Source organism: Paenibacillus dendrobii, assembly GCF_009807035.1.
GTDB classification, from domain to species: Bacteria; Bacillota; Bacilli; order Paenibacillales; family Paenibacillaceae; genus Paenibacillus_AQ; species Paenibacillus_AQ dendrobii.
The window spans coordinates 1,061,064-1,082,863 of sequence record NZ_WUBI01000001.1 but is presented as its reverse complement, the minus strand read 5'-3'; the positions used below and the strand labels follow the sequence as shown (position 1 = coordinate 1,082,863).

Genomic DNA, 21,800 nt, shown 5'->3' with positions numbered 1-21,800 from the left:
AGGAGGATGGAAATCAATGAAGCAGCTTCGCGTGGGAATGATAGGCTATAAATTTATGGGTAAGGCTCACAGTCATGCATACCGGGACATTCCGATGTTTTTTCCGGATACGATTCATCCCGTGATGCAGACGGTTTGTGGACGGGATGAAGAAGGCGTTGCCCAGGCGGCGAAGCAGTTCGGTTGGAACGAGTACGTGACGGACTGGAATGAGCTGGTGCAACGAAATGATATTGATCTCATTGACATTAACGCGCCCAGTGATATGCACAAAGAGATCGTACTCGCGGCCGCGCAAGCAGGAAAGCATTTGTTCTGCGAGAAGCCCCTGGCTCTGTCCTTGAAGGATTCACGTGAAATGCTCGCGGCTGCAGAAGCAGCAGGCGTGAAACATATGGTCGGGTTTAACTATCGTTTTGCCCCCGCAGTACAGCTCGCCCGCAAACTGATCCAGGAAGGCCGTCTAGGACAAATCTATCATTTTCGTGGGTGGTTCCTGCAGGACTGGATCATCGATCCGGATTTTCCACTCGTTTGGCGGTTGCAAAAGGATATTGCCGGCTCCGGCTCCCATGGTGATTTAGGTGCTCATACGATTGATTTGGCCCATTTTCTTCTAGGAGATATTCGTGAAGTGATTGGCATGAGCGAGACTTTTGTTAAAGAACGTCCGATTCCGGGTTCCATGAGCGGGCTGAGCGCCAAAGGAGGTCTTCATAACGAAAGGGGCACCGTCACTGTCGACGATGCCACCTTGTTCATGGTTCGCTTCGAGAATGGAGCGTTAGGCAGCTTCGAAGCAACGCGATTTGCTGCTGGCCACCGTTGCACGAATTCCTTCGAGATCAATGGCAGCAAAGGCAGCGTGAAATTCGATTTCGAACGGATGAACGAACTGCAGGTATATTTTACGGATGATACCGAGGATGTACAGGGATTCCGGCGTATTCTTGCGACTGATCCCGCGCATGCCTATGCTGAAGCCTGGTGGCCGCCTGGCCATACGATTGGTTTCGAGCATACCTTCATCCATGAAACGGTTGAGCTGCTGCAGGCGATTGAGGAAGACCGTCAACCTGTTCCGAATTTCGCGGATGGCGTGAAATGCCAGCAGGTATTAGAAGCCGTTGAAGTCTCTATAGCCGAAAGGCGCTGGGTTCGTACGGAAGAGCTGTAAGGAACAACATTCGAAATAGAAGGAGATGTATGTCACATGAAAAAAGCACTCATCGTCTGGGGTGGATGGCTTGGGCACCAGCCTGAAGAAGTGTCGGCTATCTTTCGCGGGATTCTGGAAAACGAAGGCTATGATGTGGAAGTTTCTGATACGCTCGCGGCATTTGATGATGCGGAGAAGCTTAAATCGCTTGATCTGATTATTCCGGTGTGGACCATGTCAGAGATCAGTCAGGAGAGAGTAGACAACGTGTCGGCGGCCGTGCAAAGCGGAGTCGGGCTGGCCGGCTGTCATGGCGGGATGTGTGATGCCTTTCGCAGCAATGTGGATTGGCAGTTCATGACGGGCGGTAATTGGGTAGCGCATCCGGGCAATGACGGCACGAATCATCGGATTAACATCGTCAATTCATCCAGCCCGCTCGTGGAAGGCATAGAGGATTTCGACGTGTCCACGGAGCAATATTATCTCCATGTCGATCCGGCAATCGAAGTGCTGGCTACAACCCGTTTTCCAGTTGCGGATGGTCCCCACATTCATAATAAAGCGGTCGATATGCCTGTGGTATGGACGAAGCGATGGGGCGTTGGCAGAGTATTTTATTGCTCGCTTGGACATCAGGCTGACGTGATCGAACTTGCTCCCGTGAAGGAAATGATGCGAAGAGGTTTCCTGTGGGTAGCTGAAGGCAAAGCGCAGGTTGAAGGAAAGAGCTCAGATGGTGCTTATACGGGCATGCAAGATAGTCAAGTTTAACATACCACATAGATGGGAGAGGCCATTCGATGAAAAGAGTGAATGTTGGCATTATCGGCTGCGGAAATATCAGCGGGGTTTACTTTGAAAATTTGAAGAAATTCAGTGCTGTACAGGTGTCCGCATGTGCGGATCTGGATCTCGAGCGGGCAAAGGCCAGGGCTGAAGAGTTCGGGGTTCCCAAAGGCTGCTCCGTTAGCGAACTCCTCGCAGATCCGGAGATCGAGCTCGTTGTGAATCTCACCATTCCCGCGGCTCACAGCCAAGTATGTCTTGAGATATTAGAGGCCGGGAAACATGTCTATGTTGAAAAGCCGCTAGCCGTGAGCAAAGAAGAAGGTCAGGCAATCATTGCCAAAGCGAAGGAGAAGGGGCTTCTCGTTGGCAGTGCTCCGGACACATTCCTTGGCGGGGGAATTCAGACCTGCATCAAGCTGATCGAGGACGGTTGGATAGGCACGCCTGTGGGAGCCACGGCTTTCATGATGGCGAGAGGACATGAGCATTGGCATCCGGATCCGGAGTTTTATTATGCCAAGGGCGGGGGCCCGATGTTCGATATGGGACCCTATTATCTAACAGCCTTGGTTTCCATGTTGGGACCTATCAAGCGGATCGCCGGGATGACGAAAATATCGTATCCGGAGCGGACAATCACGAGCAGCAAGAAGTATGGACAGATCATTACAGTAGAGACGCCTACCCACGTGGCAGGGGTGCTCGAATTTCATGGCGGTGCCGTGGGAACCATGATTACGTCCTTCGATGTGTTCGGTGACAGCCAGCTTCCGCGAATTGAAATCTATGGAAGCCAGGGCACGCTGAGCGTTCCGGACCCTAACTCCTTTGGCGGACCCGTTCTGTTGAGGCGTCATGACTCTACCGACTGGAAGGAGATGCCGTTATCTCACGGTTACACCGGAAATTCTCGGGGAATCGGGGTGCTTGATATGGTGTACGCCTTGAACGGTTCACGGATCAACCGGGCGAATGGGGAACTTGGTTATCACGTTCTGGAGGCTATGCATGCTTTCCTGGAATCTTCCGAGCAGGACCGGTACGTTACGATGACAAGCACTTGCGAACGCCCGCAACCCATGCCGCAAAATCTGCCATTTGGCATTCTGGACTAATTCATCCAAGCTGAAAAACTTATTACATCGATCATGAGATCCTTCCTATTCGAATAATTGCAGGTTGAAGGGATGGATGAGATGATCAAACTAAGAAAGGCTGACCCCGGTAACCTACCGTTGTCAGCCTTTCTTTTTCCGTCGTATTAGGAAAAGGCTACTCCAATGCCGCCTTCACCGGCATATACGCCCATGATCGGGCCCATGTTGGAGAAGAGAATTTCCTTGAAAGGATGTTTTTCCAAAATTCGCTCCTTAAATTCAAGCGCCCGTTTCTCGCAGTTGCTGTGAACGATCGAGAGGATGCCTTTATCATAATCATGCTGCTTTTCTTCTAGCCGTGCCATAATGCTGCACAATGCCTTTTGGAAGCCTCGGTTTTTCTCAACGACTTCGACGGTTCCTTCTTCGCTGACTTTCAATAGCAGTTTAATATTGAGCACGGAAGCTACTGCTCCGGACAACCGGCTTAGCCGGCCGCCTTTAATAACATTCTCTAATGTATCTAAAGTGAAGAATGCGCTTACACCCTTCACCTGCTGATGAACTTTATCTTTGAGTTCCATAATGCATGTGCTGGTTTGTGACCATTTTGCAGCCAGGGCGACGAGGAGGGACAACCCGCCAGAAAACGTCTTGGAGTCAATGACCTCAACCCGGTTCGAAAGTCCTTCTTCTTCGTACATCTCTTTGGCTATCAACGCTGCCTGATAGGTGCTGCTGATATTGGAAGACATGCAGATGACGAGAATATCCGTGCCATCATCCACGTCTTTGAATTTCTCCAGGAATTGATGCGGACTGGGACTTGCCGTTGTTGGAAGGTCTTGGGATTCTTTCATCTTGGCATAAAATGCGCAGGAATCCATATCATCATGCATCTTTTCATTGTGAAAATGTACCGCGAGTTTAACAATTGAAATATTGAATTTCTCAATGTACTCAAGGGGCAAGTCGGAACCACTGTCGGTGATAATCTTGATCGGCATAAGGCAGATGCTCCTTCGTTGTCCATGTGGACGAATCCTCACATATCAAGATGTTGTTATACCATGCAGCTCCACCTTGCATATATTGAGGTAATCTAACTCTACCTTATATTTGAGAGGAAGTCTATTTCACCTTGGGAAGCCGGATTTTCGTTACTGAATGTTAATGACAAATGGCACAAACGTCGTGCCGGAAAAACGAATACATTGATATTTATAATAATGAATTCCGAGGTGAACGAGATGCCTGCAAAGAAGAAAATAAAACGAAATAAAGCATCAGCCAGATGGATCGGACAACCGGTGCTGGTTATCATGAAAGACGGCAGTTATTATGTAGGGACGATGAGCGGCATAGATCGGCATGGCGTGAAATTATCCGAATTGCGAACGGATCGGGGAATTCCGAATTCCATCGTAAGGGGGGGGAATAAAGCGCAAGTATCCGGCCTGCTAAGCTTATTACTTGGCGGATCTGCCCGTGGTGCATCCCGTCAAAGAGCGGTTGGGGGAAGTATCAGAAATGGAAGTAACGGGAGAGGCATGTTTGGTCTATTTGGGCAAATGATCCCGCATATTCGGCTTGGAATGAATATGGTGAGAACGATTATGCCTTTAATGGGAATTTTCAAGTAATCAGACATCCGCATCCATAGAATGGTTATGCTTAAGATCACCGACAGGAAACGGTTGAGCCAATCCTTGTCGGTGTTTTTATTTAAATCCATTGGGCATCAGCATGAACATGTTTTCTAGAAAATGGTATAATACAGATAACGTTTCTAGGTCTATGTCGGCACATAACAACTCGCATATTGCTAATGTTGGCTTCATTCGAAAGAAACGGGGTCATATCATTCATAGGGAGTAAGAGTACATGAAAAAATATGATAAATACATTCCTTTATTTGTTCTTTTATATGTATTAGCGGTAGCGGGTTCCATTTTCAATTTGGTTCAAATGTATACTTCCTTTAATCATGTTGTGTCAGGGATTATCGATGGCAAAGAGGTTACTTCCATGGAGATCAGAAGTTTTAAATTAGATCAGAATCGAGAGGTGAACATCACAGATAAGCAGGCCATCGCCAATGTAATGAAGGCATTCTCAGAAGTGAAACTAAGGGAAACCCGCGCCTCAAGCTTTGATTTTAGGGTTTCATATTGGATGACGATACATCTTAATGATGACAAGAACTTTTATATGACGCTTTATGATGATAAATACATGATGATATATGATCCGGCGAAGACGAAAGACAAGAGTCGCTCTTATGTCATTAGAAATGAGTTTGATGTAGAAACCGTCGAACGTTTTTTTCAACCCCATGAATAATTCCTATATACCTAAGTGAAAAGAGGATTTGGAAGCCGCTTTCTAAGCGGCTTTTTTATTTTAAGATCCGCCGGGATGAGGTTTTCGGCCATTTTTATGATGATATTGAATGAAAGCCTTTTCACTTCTGTTTAAATGTGGTATCTTTGAGATAACTTAAATGTGTCTAAATTGTGAATCGATGCAAAATCAGAGCGTATGATAAAGCATCATTGTTATTAGGAGGAGTTATCCATGACCACGTTGATTCTTGTATTGTTCACCGCCGCCATGATCGGAGTATTGATTTTCGGCAAAAAACATGAAATCTTGATTGCGAATATAATGAACGCATTGCTGTTTATAGGACTTGCGGTTGGATTTGGATTGAACAATAACCCGAACGGACTTTTTTATCTGACGGTTGCCTTTTACTTTGTCATTCCGATGTATGGTGTCATTGGATTGTTTGCCGTCATGAAGAAGAGCCGCGCGAAGAAACAGGATTCCCTGGTCTGATTATTCAATCGGGTATAGCATTAATTCAACAAACCGACTCCTTTTCGGGAGTTGGTTTTATTCATTTTCGGGGATTCCGCGTCATGATGGACAAGCGTTATAATAATGATATGAGACGCATGAGGGAATTTCGGAAGTGATCAGAGAGGACCTGACTTTCCGAAAACACAACATAAAGGGGAGATTACGATCAGAACTTTGGCGATAAGTGATATCCATGGATGTTATGAACAATTTAATCAGCTTTTAAAAAAGGTACAATTCGATTCAGCAAATGACAAGCTTATACTTCTTGGCGACTATGTCGATCGCGGTTTGAGAAGCAAGGATGTTCTTGAACAGGTCAAGGCGCTGAAAGAGGAATTCGGCGTGATCGCTCTCCGGGGCAATCATGATCAGATGATGTACGATGCATTGATGCAAGAAAGGGAGGACCTGGACTCCAGATGGATCCGAAACGGAGCGCGTCAAACCATTGAAAGTTATTGCGGTGCGGATTATTTTGGAGAAGAGCTGGACAGGGGGAGATTTAACGAAGCCAAGCAATTGATCAAAAATAACTATATGCATCATGTTGAATTTCTGAACTCATTGGATCTGTATTATGAATCGGACTCCCATATTTTTGTCCACGCGGGTATAAATCCTGCCGTTGACGAATGGAAGAAGCAGACTTCTGCGGATTTCATCTGGATCAGGGAGAACTTCTATAACCACCCGACCGGACTGGACAAAACGGTAGTATTCGGTCATACGCCAGTCGTTAACCTGCATGATTCGGAGAATGTATGGTTTAGTTCTTTGGGAGATAAAATCGGGATCGATGGTGGATGCGTTTTTGGTAAGCAGCTTAATTGTTTGGAGATCGATGAAAGTGATGAATACAAAACATATTATATTCTTAAGGATTATCCATCCCTATTTGATGCAATTGAAGTGACGTAACGAGACCCGCTGCTAAGCGGGTTTTTTTATATGCTTTGAACCTTTAATCATTGGTAAATTATTGGTGTGTAATGATCTTTCATGAAATGGATCAAAATAAATGTAAATTCAACCATAAGCTGCACATGAAAGATATAGGTACTGATGAATGTTCTGAAATATGGAAATTAAAAAGGGAGATGGATGGCGCATGGAAATATTCCTCATGGTTCTTGTATTACTCATCCTGATTGGCATATCCAATGTCGTCAATCATTTCTTGCCGTTGATCCCGGTTCCGTTGATTCAGATTGCTCTCGGGGTAATTGTGACTTTTGTGCCGGGAATGCACCACATTCCGCTTAATCCGGAGCTGTTCTTATTGCTGTTCATCGCGCCTCTGCTCTTTAATGATGGTAAAATCACACCTCGTGATGAGTTATGGAAGCTCCGTTCCAGTATTTTACTTCTGGCGCTGGGTCTTGTTTTTGCGACGGTTCTCATCGCCGGGCCGTTCATTCATTGGATTATTCCTGCCATTCCTCTGTCGGCGGCTTTTGCGTTAGCGGCCATTCTTTCGCCTACGGACGCAGTAGCGGTCGGTTCGCTTTCCGGAAGAGTGAAGCTTCCAGGCAAAATTATGAGGCTTCTTGAGGGCGAGGCTTTAATGAATGATGCTTCCGGCCTGGTTGCGTTTAACTTCGCCATCGCTGCAACCGTGACGGGTTACTTTTCGCTGCCCAAAGCCATCGGGAGCTTTCTGGTAATCGCAATTGGAGGCATTATCGTGGGGGCGCTGCTGGGCTTCCTGGTTATCGGAATGCGTATGCAGCTGCGGCGGTTGGGCATGGAGGACGTCACGCTGCACATGCTCATCATCATTCTGACGCCTTTCATGATCTACTGGATTGCCGAAGAGTTTCATGTTTCCGGTATATTGGCGGTTGTGGCAGCAGGCGTCACGCACGCCATAGAACGAGATCGGATGCGCAGGGGCTCGGCTCGTCTTCGCATTGTATCGGACAGCACCTGGTCGGTCATTCTTTTTTCGCTTAATGGTCTGGTCTTCATTCTGCTGGGACTCGAAATTCCGGGTGTCATCTCGGAAGTGTGGAAAGATCCGGCTTACAATAACGGGCAAGTGATTGGATATATCTTGCTCATTACCGCAGTACTCATTCTTCTCCGTTTTCTATGGGTATGGGCTGCTAACCGTCATTTTCGTTCGGCGTTGCTGACGGCGCTCTCCGGCGTCCGGGGGGCATTAACCTTGTCGGCTGCATTCTCCATTCCACTGACTCTTGCGGATCAAAGTCCGTTTCCCGAGAGAAGTTTAATCCTGTTTATATGCTCAGGCGTTATTCTGATCACGCTCATCGTCGCCAGCGCATTACTGCCGATTCTGACAAGGGAAGCCAAGACGGATCCGGGTGAACTGGAGGAGAATGAACGGATTGCCCGGATACGGGTGTTAGAGGCCGGATTGAACGCGATCCGCGAGGAGATGACGGAAGAGAACAAGCAAGAGGGAATGGGCCTTATTTCTTCCTACACCTACAGATTGCAATTAGCCAAGTTGAAGAACAAGACGGAACTCGGAAATGCATGGAGAGAAGCACTGGATATCCGCTTGGAAGCCTTGAAGGCGGAGCGGAAAGTTGCCGAAAAATGGTTGGAAGAGGAGCAGATTTCACCCAAAATGGCGGATAAGTTCCAAACCTCGATCAGTAAGGTGGAGATGCTGCTGACCACCCGACTGAAATTGATGAAGCTTCTGATTCTGGTTTGGGCAGCGGTGAAGCGACTCCTGCAGAGACTGTTCATGAAGAACAAGAAGATCAACCGTTCCCATCCCAAATGGGGTGTGTACAAAGCGCTGAAGCTTGAAGCGATCCGCGGGGCGATATCACAAGTGAAATCGATGGAAACCTCAACGAACCATGATACCATAGAGACGATTATTGCGGATTACCGGGGGTTGGAGATGCAGCTTCTGAACGGGACACATGACGAATCCGGTAATAAACCGAGTGAAGGGGGCAGAGAGCTTGAACTGAAGGCAATTCAGGCCGAGCGTAATGAAATCCAGAGCATGTATGAAAAAGGCGAGATCAGCCGCACACTCGCCAGTAATCTCCGTATGGATGTGAATTATCACGAAGGTCATGTTTATGAAACACTGACGGTACATGAAGAAGCCGAAGAGCATGAATAACATGCAACTACATGATCAGGGGGAGCGCACATGCGGAGTAAAGAGGATGTTATCCAATCCATAACGCCAACCCATAACAGAAAATTTCTTTATCATTTCACCAGAGTCAGGAATTTGCAGGCTATTGCTCATCTTGATTCATTATTGTCCAGTTACAGCATCCACCCTTATTGTACCGGGGAGCGGCGTACGAAACCCAAAGAAGTTAACTATGGCAAATATCCCGTTACCATAAATGCCCATTTACGGATACCGGAGCACATGATGGAAGCGGGATGCACTTTGGAGGAATTTCGGTCTTTCCTGGATAAACATGTATTTTTTTGGCCAACCATGAAAGATTGCCAGAAGATGATGGAGACCTACTCCAGACGGGAACCGGATGAAAATTTTGCCGTGCTGGTATTGGATGCTTTTTCTTTGCTAATGGAGAATTTCTCGCATGTGTCGCTTTCCAAATACGATTCAGGAAGCTCACCGCGATTTCCGAAGCATTGTACATACAGAAAAAGTCCGGAAATGTTCGTAGCCCTGGATGATTTCAAAATCAAACTAAACAAGACCGTACCCGTCAAAGCGTCTGAAGTGCGTGAGGTGCTTATCGAAGCGAAGGTGACAGATATTTCACGTGTTTTGCGAATGATTTATGTCGAAGATCCTGAAATGCTGCCCGTTCATTGGAAGCAGATGGCGAGGCCGATGACTGACTTCAACAATGGCTCCGTTATCGACAGGTTACCCGCAGATATGTTACCTATTGGTGAAAGTGATGGTTTACTTTAGTTTTTTTTGATGATAATATGTACCAAACTAATGAACGCTATGATGAGAAGAGTAGATGATCAGGATTCCTCGCAGAGAGCTCCGGCAGCTGAAAAGGAGCAGGAAGATGTTCATTGAAACAAGCCTCTGAGCGGCGTATCGGATCTTTGCAAGAAGGGATGATACGACAGGAGCTCCTGTTACAGAGCTAGGGTATAAGCAGTCCGCGTGAATGCCGTACCTGAAGAGATGGATATAGCGATATATTCATGCACAGGGGTGGCACCACGATACCGAATCTCGTCCCCAAGACCATGGTCTTGGAGACGGGATTTTTTTGTTTTGTCATTTGAAATTCGATCCAATGGGAGGTACTTAGAATGGATTTGAAAGTGAAGAAGGAAGAAGAGTCAGATTATTTAACGAGACAGGTTAAGGAGGATTGGGATAACAGCGTTTACGGCAGGTCCATTGCCACAAGATTCCCTTCCGAACCTAACGGACACCTCCATATCGGGAGTGCGTATGCCATTCATATCAACCAATCCATTGCTTCGTCGTTCAACGGAACATTTCACCTGCGCTTTGATGACACCAATCCATTAAAAGAAGATATCAAATATGTGGATTCCATCAGGGAAGATATCGAGTGGCTTGGGCTTCATCCTCCAGTGTATTTCGGTTCAGATTATTCAGAGCGTTATTATGAAGCTGCCACAACATTGATTCTGAATGGAAAAGCATTCGTATGTGATCTTACGCCGGAAGAAATGACGGTATATCGAGGAACGTTGACGGAGCCTGGAACGGATAGCCCTTACCGGAACAGGTCCATCGAAGAAAACCTGAAGATTTTTGAACAAATGAAAAATGGATTCTACCCGTCTTCATCCAAAGTTTTACGCGCGAAAATCGATATGTCCTCACCGAACATGAATCTACGGGATCCCATCATTTACCGTATCATTCACGCGGAACATTATCGGACAAAAAATGATTGGTGCATCTACCCTATGTACGACTTTGCACATCCGATCCAGGATTGGATTGAAGGCATTACGCATTCTCTCTGTTCTGCGGAATTTAAAGACCACCGTCCATTGTATGAGTGGATTCTAAGTGAGCTTCAGGCTCCTGAGCCTCCAAAACAAAGGGAGTTCGGACGATTGAATCTATCGGGAGCAGTCACAAGCAAAAGATATCTGCGGGAGCTGGTTGAAGATGGATATGTCGACGGTTGGGATGATCCCAGGCTCTCCACGTTAAAAGGTCTAAGACGCAGAGGCGTTACGCCCGAAGGCATCCAACGGTTTCTGAATGAGATCGGCATATTCCGGCAAAATACCACGGTTGACGCGGCACTGCTGGATCAATGTATCCGACAAGACTTGGAGGATCGCGCGCTAACGAGAATGGCTGTGCTTGAGCCGCTTAAAATCATCATTACGAATTACCCGGATCAAACAACCGAAATGCTCGAGCTTAAAAATAACGAAAGCAATGAGGCCATGGGCAGCAGGGAAGTGGCTTTTTCCAGAGTGCTTTATATTGAGCGGGAAGATTTTATGGAAGTTCCTGTTGCGGGATTTCACCGGTTGTCACCGGGTAAGGAAGTTCGGCTGAAGGGAGCTTACTTTATTACATGCGAACAGGTCGTCAAGGACCCCTCCACAGGGGAAGTCACCGAGCTTCATTGCAGTTATGATCCATTGACGAGAAGCGGATCGGGGTTTCAAGCTCGGAAAGTGAAGTCCACGATCCACTGGGTCTCCGCTGAACATGGATTCGCGGCAGAAATTCATTTGTATAATCCCCTGTTGAAGGACGGCGTGATCCTATCGGAATCGGATAATTGCTGGGAAGAAATCATCAATCCCGAATCAATGGTTGTGAAAGAAGCTATTCTGGAACCTTGTTTGAAAAATATACGGGCGGATGATAAGGTGCAATTTATTAGACATGGATATTTTTGCCTTGATTCCAAGTATGCTGCAGAGGATAAACCGGTGTTCAACCGCATCGTCTCATTGAAAGACACATGGAAAAAGGGTAAGGCATAAAGCCGTTGTGATCCATGAAGCCTCGTCGATTGTCCGGTCCAATTTCTGATATACTTAATTTGAAATGTTAGAATAATGAAAACAGAGCATACGGACGTGATCATATCATGAGTAAAATGTATAAAACCATTGGATTGCTGGCTCATGTCGATGCAGGAAAGACGACATTCGCGGAACAGCTTCTTTTTCATACGAACAGCATTCGCAACCGTGGGAGAGTCGATCATAAGGATGCTTTTTTGGATAGCCACGAACTGGAACGAGCCCGCGGTATTACCATTTTTGCGGACCAGGCTGTCATGTCTTACGGCAGTTCGGAGTATTGCTTAATAGACACCCCGGGCCACGTCGATTTCTCAGCCGAAATGGAGCGGGCAATCCAGGTGATGGACTATGCGGTAATCATCGTCAGCGCCGTAGAAGGAGTCGAGGGTCATACGGAGACAGTATGGCAGCTCTTGCAGAAGTATGGAATTCCGGTTGTGTTCTTTATAAATAAGACAGACAGGGAAGGGGCGGATGTTGCCTCGGTGCTGGAACAGATCCGGCAGCAGTTGACAGCGGATGCGTTCCTCTTAACCGGGTCATTATCGGACGAAGTAGCGGAAGAGGTCATCGAATTCAATGCCGAACGGGATGAGCCGCTGCTAAACGCATACCTGGATGGTCACGCTAGTACGTCCATGATCTTGTCGTCAATAGGTTCTTTGCTACAGCGTCGCATGGTTTTTCCGGTCATGCATGGATCGGCATTGCAGGATCGGGGAATCGTTGACTTTCTAGACAACCTGGATCTACTTACCGAAACGTCATATGATACCGGAGCAAGTTTCGCTGCGCGGGTCTATAAAATCCGACATGATCCACAGGGAGTAAGGTTAACATTTTTGAAAATACTGCAGGGAAAACTTAGTGTAAGAGAAGAAATAAAGTATACGAATATGTCGGGGGAAGAACAACTAGAGAAAATTACCTCAATCCGTGTATACAACGGTGAAAAAAATGCTTTCATCGACGAGGCTGCTGCGGGACAGTTAATTGCGGTAACGGGCCTCACAATGGTTTCGGCAGGGGATAGCCTGGGGGATTTTCAAGAACGCATGCCTTATGAACTTGTTCCGGCTTTGAAATCGAAAGTAATCTATGACCGTACCGTATCGATCCGTGAAGTGCTTCGATGTTTTCGGATACTGGAGGCTGAAGACCCGGCTCTTGGCGTTGTGTGGGATGAATTGTTGCAAGAGCTGCACATCCATGTCATGGGTACCATTCAGCTGGAAGTGCTGACTCAGGTTACACAGGAACGGTTCGGACTTTCAGTTCAGTTTGGCAAACCGGAGATATTATATAAAGAAACGATTCAGGGGAAGACGCTTGGATATGGACATTTCGAGCCGCTCGGACATTATGCCGAGGTCCATTTACAGATGGAAGCCGGGCCTGCAGGCAGTGGTGTGAGCTTCGTTAATGGTTGCCACCCGAGTGATCTGAGCGTTGGATTTCAAAATTTGGTTGGACAACATGTGACTGAGAAGGATCATCGCGGTATATTAACCGGATCGCCCATAACGGATATCGTCATAACGCTGCTGACAGGACGTGCTCATAATAAGCACACAACCGGGGGAGACTTCCGCGAAGCAACGCTGCGGGCAATTCGTCAAGGTCTCGAGAAAGCGGATAATCGATTATTGGAACCGTATTATGCCTTTAAGATTAAAGTCGGCACTGAACATATCGGAAGAGTAATGTCGGATATACAACAGGCACAAGGCACCTTCGAGGCTCCGGAAATGATAGGAGATACAGCCATTTTCACTGGAGAAGCACCCGTTGCTGCGTTTATGGATTATGCTTCTGAGCTGGCTTCGTTTACGAAAGGGAAGGGAGCTCTCACGTTGCGTTTGAACGGATATAACCCCTGCCGGACTTATCAAGATATCATCGCGAACAAAAACTACAATAAAAATGCCGATCCCGAGTATACCTCCAGTTCAATCTTTTGCTCCAAAGGAAAGGCATTTGGCGTTGAATGGCATGAAGCCGAGAAGTATATGATACGGAGCTAAAGATTCATCAATCAAAGAAGCTTGCCGAGCGTTATCCAGCAAGCTTCTTTGATTCCATTTCACGCCGAGTATGGATTCAAATCGAGATATTATTTTCCTTAGGAATCCCAATGGAATGGACGCGTGAGCATCGGGGGCAGTTTAGTGCAAGCATCACCTTTTGCGGCATTCAGCTGAGCCTGCGTCAGAAAGAGGCTTTCGGTCAGGTCGGCACCTCGGATATCGGCGTCGCGGAAATCCGCTCCGATCAGATCGGATACCCGCAAATCCGCACCTCTAAGATCGGCAGCAATGAGGTAGGCGCCTCTCAGGCTTTGGTATCTGAGGTCGGCTCCTTTCAGCTTGGCTCCGATGAGATCTGCACCCCGGTCAGGAATGTTGCGTGTTTTCCGTGGACCTTTGTGCATTCGACTTGTCTCTTCTCTTACAAGCTTGCTTGTCCGGAGGAGCAGAACATTGATCTCAGCGCGATGCGATGCGACATTAACCTGCAGCAGATCTTCTGGACTTAAGAACGTCAAGCGGTTTGTTTCCTGAACGGCTAAACGAAGGTCATCATGGATCTCAAGGGTCGCATTCCAAGACAAGGCTTCTGTCAGATACCATAATAGCTCATGAAGCTGCCACATCATCGGAAATACATCGTACATTCGTTTTGCGGTTTCCGGAGCCTGTCTCCAGTCTGATCCTTGGAAGGTTACTTGGGATACCTTCTGCCCGGCTCCAAAGCAATCGTAAACGGTACATCCCCGCATACCACGCTGTCTAAGCTCCGTGTGATTGCAGCACCGAAAATCCGACTGCAGATTCGGACAGGGATCTCCGGCTTCTTTGTCAAATGCAAAGTCGGACGAAGCGGAATAGGGAAGCGCGACGCAGCAAAGACCAAAGCAATGCTGGCAGTCGGCCTGCAAATGGGTTCTCTCGGGTACATATGGTGAATGGTCATGATTCGTAGACATATTATGGTGAAATCTCCTTTAAGTCATCATCATCTATTCTGATTAAATTTTACATCATTAGACGAATCAGGGGAGGATTTTTTTGAAGCGAGAATCAAGATTTTAATCATGAAGAAAAGATTATAAACTTCCCAAAGCCGCATATCGGAGAAATAACGCCAAAGAGCATGCCCCATTCAAACCGAAAGGAACATGCTCTTACGCGCTAGCTTGCATATCATATTAAAGCTTATCGACCGTGAGATCGAGCCAATCCAGCTCTTCCTTCGTCAGATGTATCAGCGAACCTTCGTCGCAAGAGTGCAGTTCTGCGGCTGATTGCGCTCCAATCAGCGCGCAGGTTGGAAACGGCTGGTTCAGGACGTACGCGAGCGCAATTTGTATGGCTGTCACATTCTTCAATGAAGCAAGCTGCTTGGCTCGTTCCAATCGCTCCCAATTGGCATCGCTATAGAACACGCGGACCAGATCCGCATTGTCACGCACTTCAGGAGAGAACCGTCCCGTAAAAAATCCTCTGGCCTGCGAAGACCAAGAGAACAGCGGGAATTGTTCTTTTTCATGCCAAGCGCATGTCTCCGTATCTGCGGATACACAGCCTGCCCAAAAAGGTTCATTGGCTTTTGCCAAACTCAGGTTCGGGCTGCTGAACGTGAATCCTCTAAGCTGATGCGCTGCGGCATACTCATTCGCTTCCTTAATGCGCTTCCAAGTCCAGTTAGATACTCCGATAGCGCCTACGGTGCCGGATTTTACATATTCATTCAGTATCTCAATGACTTCTCCGGCAGGCACGTTCGGATCATCGCGGTGAAGCGCATATAAATCGATATAGTCCGTTTGTAGCCGTGCAAGGCTTGTTGTCAGGTCATGGCGGATGTCTTTTTCGGTCACACGGGGACCGTTTTGATCATGATGGGCACCCTTCGTCAATATGATCAGCTGATCCCGATTGCCTCTTTCCTGCATGTAACGGCCAATGACTTCCTCGCTTTGTCCTCCGCAATAAATATGGGCACTATCAAGGGAATTGCCCCCAATGGCCAAAAACGCATCCATGTTTGCTGCAGCTTTGTCATAGGAATCGTGAAAAAAATAATCCGTTCCCTTCATTAATCTTGATATCGGTTTCTGCAGGCCTTCAACAGTAATGTATTCCATGCATTTTTCCTCCCTTTTGGACAGGTTATAGGACAACTCTGATATGCTCACGTGCAGACAGCAGGCATGCATCGATTACTTTCATATTGGCAACGAAATCTTTCGAATCAAAGAGCAGAGGGGACTTACCGAGAATCGCAGCAGCGAGATGATCGGCTTGAGCCGTATAGGCATTCACGTCCGGTGTGTGAATTTCCTTTCTTTCCCCCCGGCTGACCACGAAGAAATTACCGCTCCCTGGCGATGGCGTTACGAATGCGGAAGGGACTTCAATTATGCCATCCGTTCCGAGAATCTCCAGAGGATTTCGGGATGCGGCCCACATACCGCAATCAAAAGTTAGAGATATGTCACCGAAATCGATTAAACCTGAAGCCATCATGTCCACGTCGTCATGTTCAGGAGAGAAGATGGCATTCACCGTCACCGCATCCGGCTCCTTGCCGAGAAGCAGTCTGGCCGCATTGATCGGGTAGCATCCGACGTCGTAGATCGAGCCGCCGCCCCAATCCTTCCGGTAGCGAACGTTAGCCGCATCGCCCGCATTGTTAAACGTAAATGCACTACGAATACCCCGGATATCTCCAATTGCGCCCGATTGGATCAAATCCTTCATGGCCTCGTATCGCGGATGATATCGATACATGAATGCTTCCGCTAAATAAACGCCGGCCTGCTGTGCAGCTTCGGCCATTTCATTAGCTTCGTCGGCTGTTAAAGCGATCGGTTTCTCGCACAGAATATGCTTGCCGGCTTGGGCTGCGCGAATCGCCCACTCCTTATGTAGATGATTGGGAAGGGGGATATAGACAACATCGATGGACGGGTCCTCCAGTAGAGCTTCATAACTTCCATATGCAACCGGAATGTTCAGCTCTTCAGCCGTACGCTTGGCTTTATCTTCATCTCTGCTCGCAATGGCAGCGACTTCATTTAATTCGGACAAATGTACACCGGGAATAACCGCTCTTTTGGCAATACCGGCGCATCCGAGAATGCCCCATTTCAATTTACGATCCATTTGAAAAATTCAGCTCCTCTACTTTTTTATGATGATATTGCGATTATAAGAGATCTATTTTAAAATTTGTATAATATTATATTGCCTACTGTTATAACAATATTGTCATTTGAGGAGAGACGATGAAAAGACAAATCCACTTGCTTACGCTGCCGGAAATGCCCTTTTTCTGTTTTCCGGAATCCGTGGGCATTTATCAAAATGAATGGGATCACAGCGTGTACCGAAAAGCAGGAGCTTTGAACAACTTCAATATTCATTATGTTGCGGCTGGCAAGGGATATGTGGAAATAGACGGTGTTACCCATGAACTGCGGGCTGGAGAAGCGGTGCTCTATTTTCCGATGCAGCAGCAAAGATATTACAGCAGCGAGGATGACCCATGGGATGTACGCTGGGTTCATTTTTACGGGAATGGGTTATCGCCCTATATGGTAGAGAGAGGACTTAACAAGAGTTTGCTGTGGTCCATACGCCAAACGGATATGTTCGAAAACGCGCATGAAGAATTGTTGCAAGAAGCCGAAGAATTCCGGATGCTGCATCCGGTGCACTTGTCTACACTCACTTACGCGCTGATCAGTGCCTTTGTTGAACAGGCAGCCGCACTGACGGGCAATAAAACGAATACCTCCAACAGAAGAATTCTTGAACTTCTCCCAATCATGCAGCAGGAAGCGGTAAAACCGTTCAGTTTGGAGGAGTGGGCAGACCGATTAGGCGTAAGCAGTTACTATTTTTGCAAGTTGTTCCGCAATGTCATGGAAATGACTCCAATGGATTTCATCACACGCTGTCGTCTTCAGGTCGCCAAACAGTGGCTTCTGGAACGAAAAGAAACAACGGTGGGACAGATTGCCGAAGATGCGGGTTATCCCAGCGTAAGTTATTTCAATAAGCGTTTTATGGAGCATGAAGGAATGACGCCTACGGCTTACCGCAGGCTCTATGGATTGCACGGTAAAGGATAAAAAGGAATGATATAAATATATTGCCAAATACAGGAATGAATATTAAACTATGTTTAGTACGGACGTTCTATATTTAATTTCCGGGGACCATGAATTAAGGTCTTTTCCTTTTGGTAAGATTAGAACGATCGTTCAATTTATTCGAAAGTGGTGGATGGATTTGAACTGGGTATTTTGGATATTAGGTGGTATCAATCTATTGATGTGGGGAACAATTGCAGCTCTGTTTACCATGAAAGTGAAAGACATTGGCGCTTTATATGAAACGCAAGAAACGAAGAACAATCTGCCGCAGATCTCTGTTATCATTGCAGCCAGAAATGAGGAAAAGGCACTGGAAAGATGCGTTGTTTCGCTGATGAAACAAACTTACTCGAATCTTGAAGTGATTGTGGTTAACGATCGTTCCAGTGATGCTACGGGTGATATTATTCGTAAAATGGTGAATAGCTACCCCAATGTTACCGGGCTCGAGATTAAGGATTTGCCTGCACAGTGGATGGGAAAGAGTCATGCCTTATGGGAAGGAAGCAAACTGGCTCAAGGGGATTGGATTCTTTTTACGGACGCTGATATCCTCTTCAATCCGCAGTGTATCGCCAAAGCGGTTACATACGTCGACCAGCATCAATTGGATCATCTAACCTTGATACCGGATTTTGTGGGGACTCATGTATTTTCTAAATGGTATGCCGCATTTATTTTTATGAGTGCCTCATCGTTTGGACAGCTATGGAAGGTCAAGAATCCGAAAGCTCAGCAATCATTAGGGGTAGGGGCTTTTAACTTGGTTAAGCGAGAAGTTTATGAAGAGATCGGCACCCACGCAGCATTTTCTTATGTGACCACGGATGATGCTCAGTTGGGAAAAAGAATCAAGCAGGAAGGATATCGTCAAGACGTCATGTACGGGACCCGGATGGTAGCCGTTTGGAACTGGTATGAAAGTGTCCGTCAACTCGTCGGCAGCGTCGAGAAATCCGTGTTTCGGTATCCCAACGCGATCATAACCACCGTATCTTGTCTCTTGACGATGATTTACCCTTGGATTGGATTGTTTTTGGGCCCGGCCTCCGCGAGAATCCTTTGCGGCATTAGTGTATTGTCTGTGATATGGCTTTATTTTGTTTATGCCAAGCATTCCGGAAGCGGACTGTGGTATGGAATCACTCATCCATTAGTTGCCTGTTTTCTGATTGTCGGCGGTTTACGCGGTGCATACAGAGCTTCACGGAAGGGCGGTATGACTTGGCGGGGTACAACCTATGACCGTCATGAATTGAAGGCTTAATGTACCCAAAAATTGAAATGCACTTCTCTTTCACTAAGCCTGAGTAATCAGGCTTTTTTTACTATCAGTCATGTAAAATAATGCATTTTATGGTTCTTGATGATAAATATGAGAGCTAAATTGTCAAAAATATGTCGAAAATTGAATCTTTTTGCGGATTTCTGAGTCTAAAGTATTAAAAAACCTTCACGAACGTCCGATGAGTAATATGGTGTGATTCACACGTTACTATGTACAATAACACTGAGGAACGAACACCGCTTTTTTTTCACAAATATCATTTGTTAGCTCTTATCAACGGGCTATTTGTTCAAACATGCCCTGCCTTCACTGAGTGAAGAAATTGTATTTTGATTATTGATCAGAGAAAAGACAACTTTTTATGAGTATTTTTGAAAATAATGGGGTTGTTTCTGAAAATATGGTGTTATTTACAGAATAAAATATGAGCAATACTGCTGAAAAGCAGTGACGCAAAGCTATAGGGACTAACTCCGTAAGGAAATGTCAGCCAGTTGCTAAATATATTGGTGAGCCTGGGCTTTGTTGTTCCCGAGGTTCATTTTTTTATCGGTGATCCGGAAAGCTTTTAGCGAACTGAAAGGAGGTGATGATGAAGAGTTGTTGCAGATTTAGGAATTCGGCATGTACATAACAGATTACAAAGGAGAGTCAACGAGAATGAACAAGCTTGGTTTATCTTCAATTAAACGGCGTATTTTCAAGAATCAGAGCATCGTAACCAAAAATATGCTGTTAACCAGTTTTTATATTATTATCACCGGGGCCGTCGTCATTGGAGCCAGCTATTATATTCAAGGCAATGTGCTGACGAAGCAGCTTCAATCCGATTCGGGCAAGACGATGGAAGCGCTGGTTAAAAATATATCCACCGAGGATGCAGAAGCGGCAAAGAGCAATACTGATTACAATTCTCCGATCCAAAAGAAACTTACCGAAGTGTTCGATGAACTGGCTGTATCCCATCCGAACATTGCACAAGGCTATATCTTCGGTCCTGAGTTGCAGGACGGGCTGAAAACATCAACGATTGCACTGCCCACATCGGTAAGAGAGCTGTTCGAGCAGGATAATTTGAAGCTTGGCGATATGTATGAACAGCCTAAAATTCATGCAGATGCGGTTCGCGAAATGCTGAAAACCAAAAAACTGTCTTACACGAAGGCATATAGCGATGATTACGGTACCTGGATTACGGTATTGTATCCGTTTCAGGACAAAAGCGGCACCATTTTCGCTTACATGGGCATCGACGTGGATGCCAGTTTGGTCGCCACAGGCAAGCATGATCTGCTATCGTACACAGTCCTGGCTTTGCTGATCACGCTCATTGTTGTATTGGTTCTGCAGTATTTCACGAATAGAAACACATTCAAGCCGGTTAAGGACTTGATGGGTGCTTTGGAGAAAATAAGCGACGGCAATTTCACTGTGCAGCTTAAGGCCGGCGAAGACGAACTTGGACAGGTTAACGCCAAATTCAACACCATGGTAGGTCATATTAGAGAACTCGTAACAACCATCAAATCAGTGTCGGAGCAATCGGCAGAGCAATCCAACCTTCTGTTCACGGCAGTTGAATCCAACAAGAAGAATGCGACGGTCATCACGAAAAACATGGAGGAAATGTCTGAAAGAGTCGCTTTGCAAAGCACATCGATTACAGAGAGCGTGGTCTCGCTCGAGGAAATTAACTCCGGCGTTTCGACCATAGCCGGCAATACTTCGGAACTAGCTGATATTTCATTGCAAATGAAAGAGCAGTCCGAGATCGGGAATCAAAATGTAGAGCATGTGATCGACCAGATGAACTCGATTAATCATTCCGTTAAGAACTCTGTTGACAGTATAGAAAAGCTGCAAAAACGTTCGAATGAAATCAGCCAAATCGTGCAAGTGATTACGGAGATCGCTTCCCAAACGAACTTGCTCTCACTCAACGCAAGCATCGAAGCGGCAAGAGCCGGCGAGAACGGGCGCGGCTTTGCGGTGGTAGCGGATGAAGTGAAGAAACTGTCCGAGCAGTCCAAGAGATCGGCAGATCAAATCAGCGAGCTGATCCAGTACATTTTAAGTGAAACCGCATTGGCCGTTGAGGCCATCAGCGAAGGCGAACAAAACGTGGATAAAGGAATTGAAGTCGTCAAGGAAACCGGCATGCTCTTCAAGGGCATGATGGAAGCGACGGATCAGGTCACAAGTCAAATTCAAGAAGTTTCTGCGGCAACACAGGAAATGGTTGCAGAGACCGAACAAATTACGGCTTCGATCAAACAGCTTGCCGAGCTGGCGGAAAAGAACTCCACGGTTTCCGAAGAGATTCTGAACAGTGCTCAAGATCAACAAGCGTCTTTCGGGAAAGTGTTCAAATCGGCTGAAGACATGAATCAAGTAGCGGGAAAATTGGAATCACTCGTGGATAAATTGCAGGTGTAATCCCCAAAGGAGCTGATA

At 46.5% G+C, this 21,800-nt stretch carries 18 protein-coding genes, 1 riboswitch and 1 other annotated feature; of the genes, 14 read left to right on the top strand and 4 right to left on the bottom strand.

All coding sequences use genetic code 11. The features are described from left to right. The first annotated feature begins 16 nt into the window (after positions 1 to 16). From GRF59_RS04565 to GRF59_RS04555, 3 genes are read left to right on the top strand one after another with little or no spacing between them, the layout of a single operon-like run. Positions 17 to 1,177: a Gfo/Idh/MocA family protein gene (locus GRF59_RS04565; protein ID WP_160496456.1), complete on the top strand. Its 1,161-nt coding sequence runs from the start codon at positions 17 to 19 to the stop codon at positions 1,175 to 1,177. Positions 1,178 to 1,213: 36 nt separating this feature from the next. Beyond that, on the top strand, positions 1,214 to 1,933 hold the full coding sequence (locus GRF59_RS04560) for a ThuA domain-containing protein (RefSeq protein WP_160496455.1): 720 nt from the start codon (positions 1,214 to 1,216) through the stop codon (positions 1,931 to 1,933). Between the two features lie 29 nt (positions 1,934 to 1,962). Beyond that, complete coding sequence (locus tag GRF59_RS04555) at positions 1,963 to 3,066, top strand: Gfo/Idh/MocA family protein (RefSeq protein ID WP_160496454.1); 1,104 nt, start codon at positions 1,963 to 1,965, stop codon at positions 3,064 to 3,066. Positions 3,067 to 3,212: 146 nt separating this feature from the next. On the opposite strand, the gene GRF59_RS04550 is transcribed toward GRF59_RS04555, so the two are convergent. Beyond that, the gene (locus GRF59_RS04550; RefSeq protein ID WP_160496453.1) at positions 3,213 to 4,055 is read right to left on the bottom strand and encodes a DegV family protein; all 843 of its coding nucleotides are present in this window, start codon (positions 4,053 to 4,055) and stop codon (positions 3,213 to 3,215) included. 222 nt (positions 4,056 to 4,277) lie between these two features. Here GRF59_RS04550 and GRF59_RS04545 point away from each other — a divergent pair, with 222 nt between their 5' ends. The 8 genes from GRF59_RS04545 (at position 4,278) to GRF59_RS04510 (ending at position 13,919) form a co-directional block, all read left to right on the top strand. Continuing rightward, on the top strand, positions 4,278 to 4,691 hold the full coding sequence (locus tag GRF59_RS04545; RefSeq protein WP_160496452.1) for a hypothetical protein: 414 nt from the start codon (positions 4,278 to 4,280) through the stop codon (positions 4,689 to 4,691). 241 nt (positions 4,692 to 4,932) lie between these two features. Beyond that, positions 4,933 to 5,391: a hypothetical protein gene (locus GRF59_RS04540; RefSeq protein WP_160496451.1), complete on the top strand. Its 459-nt coding sequence runs from the start codon at positions 4,933 to 4,935 to the stop codon at positions 5,389 to 5,391. 234 nt (positions 5,392 to 5,625) lie between these two features. After that, a complete protein-coding gene (locus GRF59_RS04535; RefSeq protein ID WP_160496450.1) occupies positions 5,626 to 5,889 on the top strand; it encodes a hypothetical protein in 264 nt (87 codons plus the stop codon). Positions 5,890 to 6,087: 198 nt separating this feature from the next. After that, a complete protein-coding gene (locus GRF59_RS04530; protein ID WP_202128488.1) occupies positions 6,088 to 6,834 on the top strand; it encodes a metallophosphoesterase family protein in 747 nt (248 codons plus the stop codon). A 190-nt stretch (positions 6,835 to 7,024) separates the two neighbouring features. Continuing rightward, positions 7,025 to 9,028 carry a Na+/H+ antiporter gene (locus GRF59_RS04525; protein WP_160498115.1) on the top strand — a complete coding sequence of 668 codons (2,004 nt, stop codon included), beginning with the start codon at positions 7,025 to 7,027 and terminating at the stop codon, positions 9,026 to 9,028. A gap of 30 nt (positions 9,029 to 9,058) precedes the next feature. Further along, positions 9,059 to 9,811, top strand: a complete 753-nt coding sequence (locus tag GRF59_RS04520) for a DUF7002 family protein (RefSeq protein WP_160496449.1) — start codon at positions 9,059 to 9,061, stop codon at positions 9,809 to 9,811. 30 nt (positions 9,812 to 9,841) lie between these two features. Further along, positions 9,842 to 10,101 (top strand) — a binding site (T-box leader). Positions 10,102 to 10,170: 69 nt separating this feature from the next. Then, positions 10,171 to 11,850 carry a glutamine--tRNA ligase/YqeY domain fusion protein gene (locus GRF59_RS04515; RefSeq protein WP_160496448.1) on the top strand — a complete coding sequence of 560 codons (1,680 nt, stop codon included), beginning with the start codon at positions 10,171 to 10,173 and terminating at the stop codon, positions 11,848 to 11,850. 107 nt (positions 11,851 to 11,957) lie between these two features. Further along, on the top strand, positions 11,958 to 13,919 hold the full coding sequence (locus GRF59_RS04510; RefSeq protein WP_160496447.1) for an elongation factor G: 1,962 nt from the start codon (positions 11,958 to 11,960) through the stop codon (positions 13,917 to 13,919). 98 nt (positions 13,920 to 14,017) lie between these two features. Here GRF59_RS04510 and GRF59_RS04505 read toward each other — a convergent pair whose 3' ends face one another. The 3 genes from GRF59_RS04505 to GRF59_RS04495 form a co-directional block, all read right to left on the bottom strand. After that, positions 14,018 to 14,881 carry a pentapeptide repeat-containing protein gene (locus GRF59_RS04505; RefSeq protein ID WP_160496446.1) on the bottom strand — a complete coding sequence of 288 codons (864 nt, stop codon included), beginning with the start codon at positions 14,879 to 14,881 and terminating at the stop codon, positions 14,018 to 14,020. Positions 14,882 to 15,103: 222 nt separating this feature from the next. Next, the gene (locus GRF59_RS04500; protein ID WP_160496445.1) at positions 15,104 to 16,042 is read right to left on the bottom strand and encodes an aldo/keto reductase; all 939 of its coding nucleotides are present in this window, start codon (positions 16,040 to 16,042) and stop codon (positions 15,104 to 15,106) included. A 25-nt stretch (positions 16,043 to 16,067) separates the two neighbouring features. After that, positions 16,068 to 17,063: a Gfo/Idh/MocA family protein gene (locus GRF59_RS04495; RefSeq protein ID WP_160496444.1), complete on the bottom strand. Its 996-nt coding sequence runs from the start codon at positions 17,061 to 17,063 to the stop codon at positions 16,068 to 16,070. 122 nt (positions 17,064 to 17,185) lie between these two features. On the opposite strand from GRF59_RS04495, the gene GRF59_RS04490 reads away from it, so the two are divergent. The 3 genes from GRF59_RS04490 (at position 17,186) to GRF59_RS04480 (ending at position 21,782) form a co-directional block, all read left to right on the top strand. Further along, entirely contained in the window at positions 17,186 to 18,034 is an 849-nt protein-coding gene (locus GRF59_RS04490) for an AraC family transcriptional regulator (RefSeq protein ID WP_160496443.1), read from the top strand. 202 nt (positions 18,035 to 18,236) lie between these two features. Further along, on the top strand, positions 18,237 to 19,325 hold the full coding sequence (locus GRF59_RS04485) for a glycosyltransferase family 2 protein (protein ID WP_237391766.1): 1,089 nt from the start codon (positions 18,237 to 18,239) through the stop codon (positions 19,323 to 19,325). A gap of 438 nt (positions 19,326 to 19,763) precedes the next feature. Next, a riboswitch (cyclic di-GMP riboswitch) is annotated at positions 19,764 to 19,848 on the top strand. Between the two features lie 158 nt (positions 19,849 to 20,006). Beyond that, a complete protein-coding gene (locus GRF59_RS04480; RefSeq protein WP_160496441.1) occupies positions 20,007 to 21,782 on the top strand; it encodes a methyl-accepting chemotaxis protein in 1,776 nt (591 codons plus the stop codon). Positions 21,783 to 21,800 lie beyond the last annotated feature (18 nt).

What these genes read in the sequence shown, in the direction of transcription:
- GRF59_RS04480 (WP_160496441.1), top strand. Translation starts at nt 20,007, where the DNA reads ATGAACAAGCTTGGTTTATCTTCAATTAAACGGCGTATTTTCAAGAAT.
- GRF59_RS04560 (WP_160496455.1), top strand. Translation starts at nt 1,214, where the DNA reads ATGAAAAAAGCACTCATCGTCTGGGGTGGATGGCTTGGGCACCAGCCT.
- GRF59_RS04520 (WP_160496449.1), top strand. Translation starts at nt 9,059, where the DNA reads ATGCGGAGTAAAGAGGATGTTATCCAATCCATAACGCCAACCCATAAC.
- GRF59_RS04525 (WP_160498115.1), top strand. Translation starts at nt 7,025, where the DNA reads ATGGAAATATTCCTCATGGTTCTTGTATTACTCATCCTGATTGGCATA.
- GRF59_RS04485 (WP_237391766.1), top strand. Translation starts at nt 18,237, where the DNA reads ATGTGGGGAACAATTGCAGCTCTGTTTACCATGAAAGTGAAAGACATT.
- GRF59_RS04555 (WP_160496454.1), top strand. Translation starts at nt 1,963, where the DNA reads ATGAAAAGAGTGAATGTTGGCATTATCGGCTGCGGAAATATCAGCGGG.
- GRF59_RS04535 (WP_160496450.1), top strand. Translation starts at nt 5,626, where the DNA reads ATGACCACGTTGATTCTTGTATTGTTCACCGCCGCCATGATCGGAGTA.
- GRF59_RS04495 (WP_160496444.1), bottom strand. Translation starts at nt 17,063, where the DNA reads ATGGATCGTAAATTGAAATGGGGCATTCTCGGATGCGCCGGTATTGCC.
- GRF59_RS04565 (WP_160496456.1), top strand. Translation starts at nt 17, where the DNA reads ATGAAGCAGCTTCGCGTGGGAATGATAGGCTATAAATTTATGGGTAAG.
- GRF59_RS04550 (WP_160496453.1), bottom strand. Translation starts at nt 4,055, where the DNA reads ATGCCGATCAAGATTATCACCGACAGTGGTTCCGACTTGCCCCTTGAG.
- GRF59_RS04510 (WP_160496447.1), top strand. Translation starts at nt 11,958, where the DNA reads ATGAGTAAAATGTATAAAACCATTGGATTGCTGGCTCATGTCGATGCA.
- GRF59_RS04505 (WP_160496446.1), bottom strand. Translation starts at nt 14,881, where the DNA reads ATGTCTACGAATCATGACCATTCACCATATGTACCCGAGAGAACCCAT.
- GRF59_RS04540 (WP_160496451.1), top strand. Translation starts at nt 4,933, where the DNA reads ATGAAAAAATATGATAAATACATTCCTTTATTTGTTCTTTTATATGTA.
- GRF59_RS04515 (WP_160496448.1), top strand. Translation starts at nt 10,171, where the DNA reads ATGGATTTGAAAGTGAAGAAGGAAGAAGAGTCAGATTATTTAACGAGA.
- GRF59_RS04490 (WP_160496443.1), top strand. Translation starts at nt 17,186, where the DNA reads ATGAAAAGACAAATCCACTTGCTTACGCTGCCGGAAATGCCCTTTTTC.
- GRF59_RS04545 (WP_160496452.1), top strand. Translation starts at nt 4,278, where the DNA reads ATGAATTCCGAGGTGAACGAGATGCCTGCAAAGAAGAAAATAAAACGA.
- GRF59_RS04500 (WP_160496445.1), bottom strand. Translation starts at nt 16,042, where the DNA reads ATGGAATACATTACTGTTGAAGGCCTGCAGAAACCGATATCAAGATTA.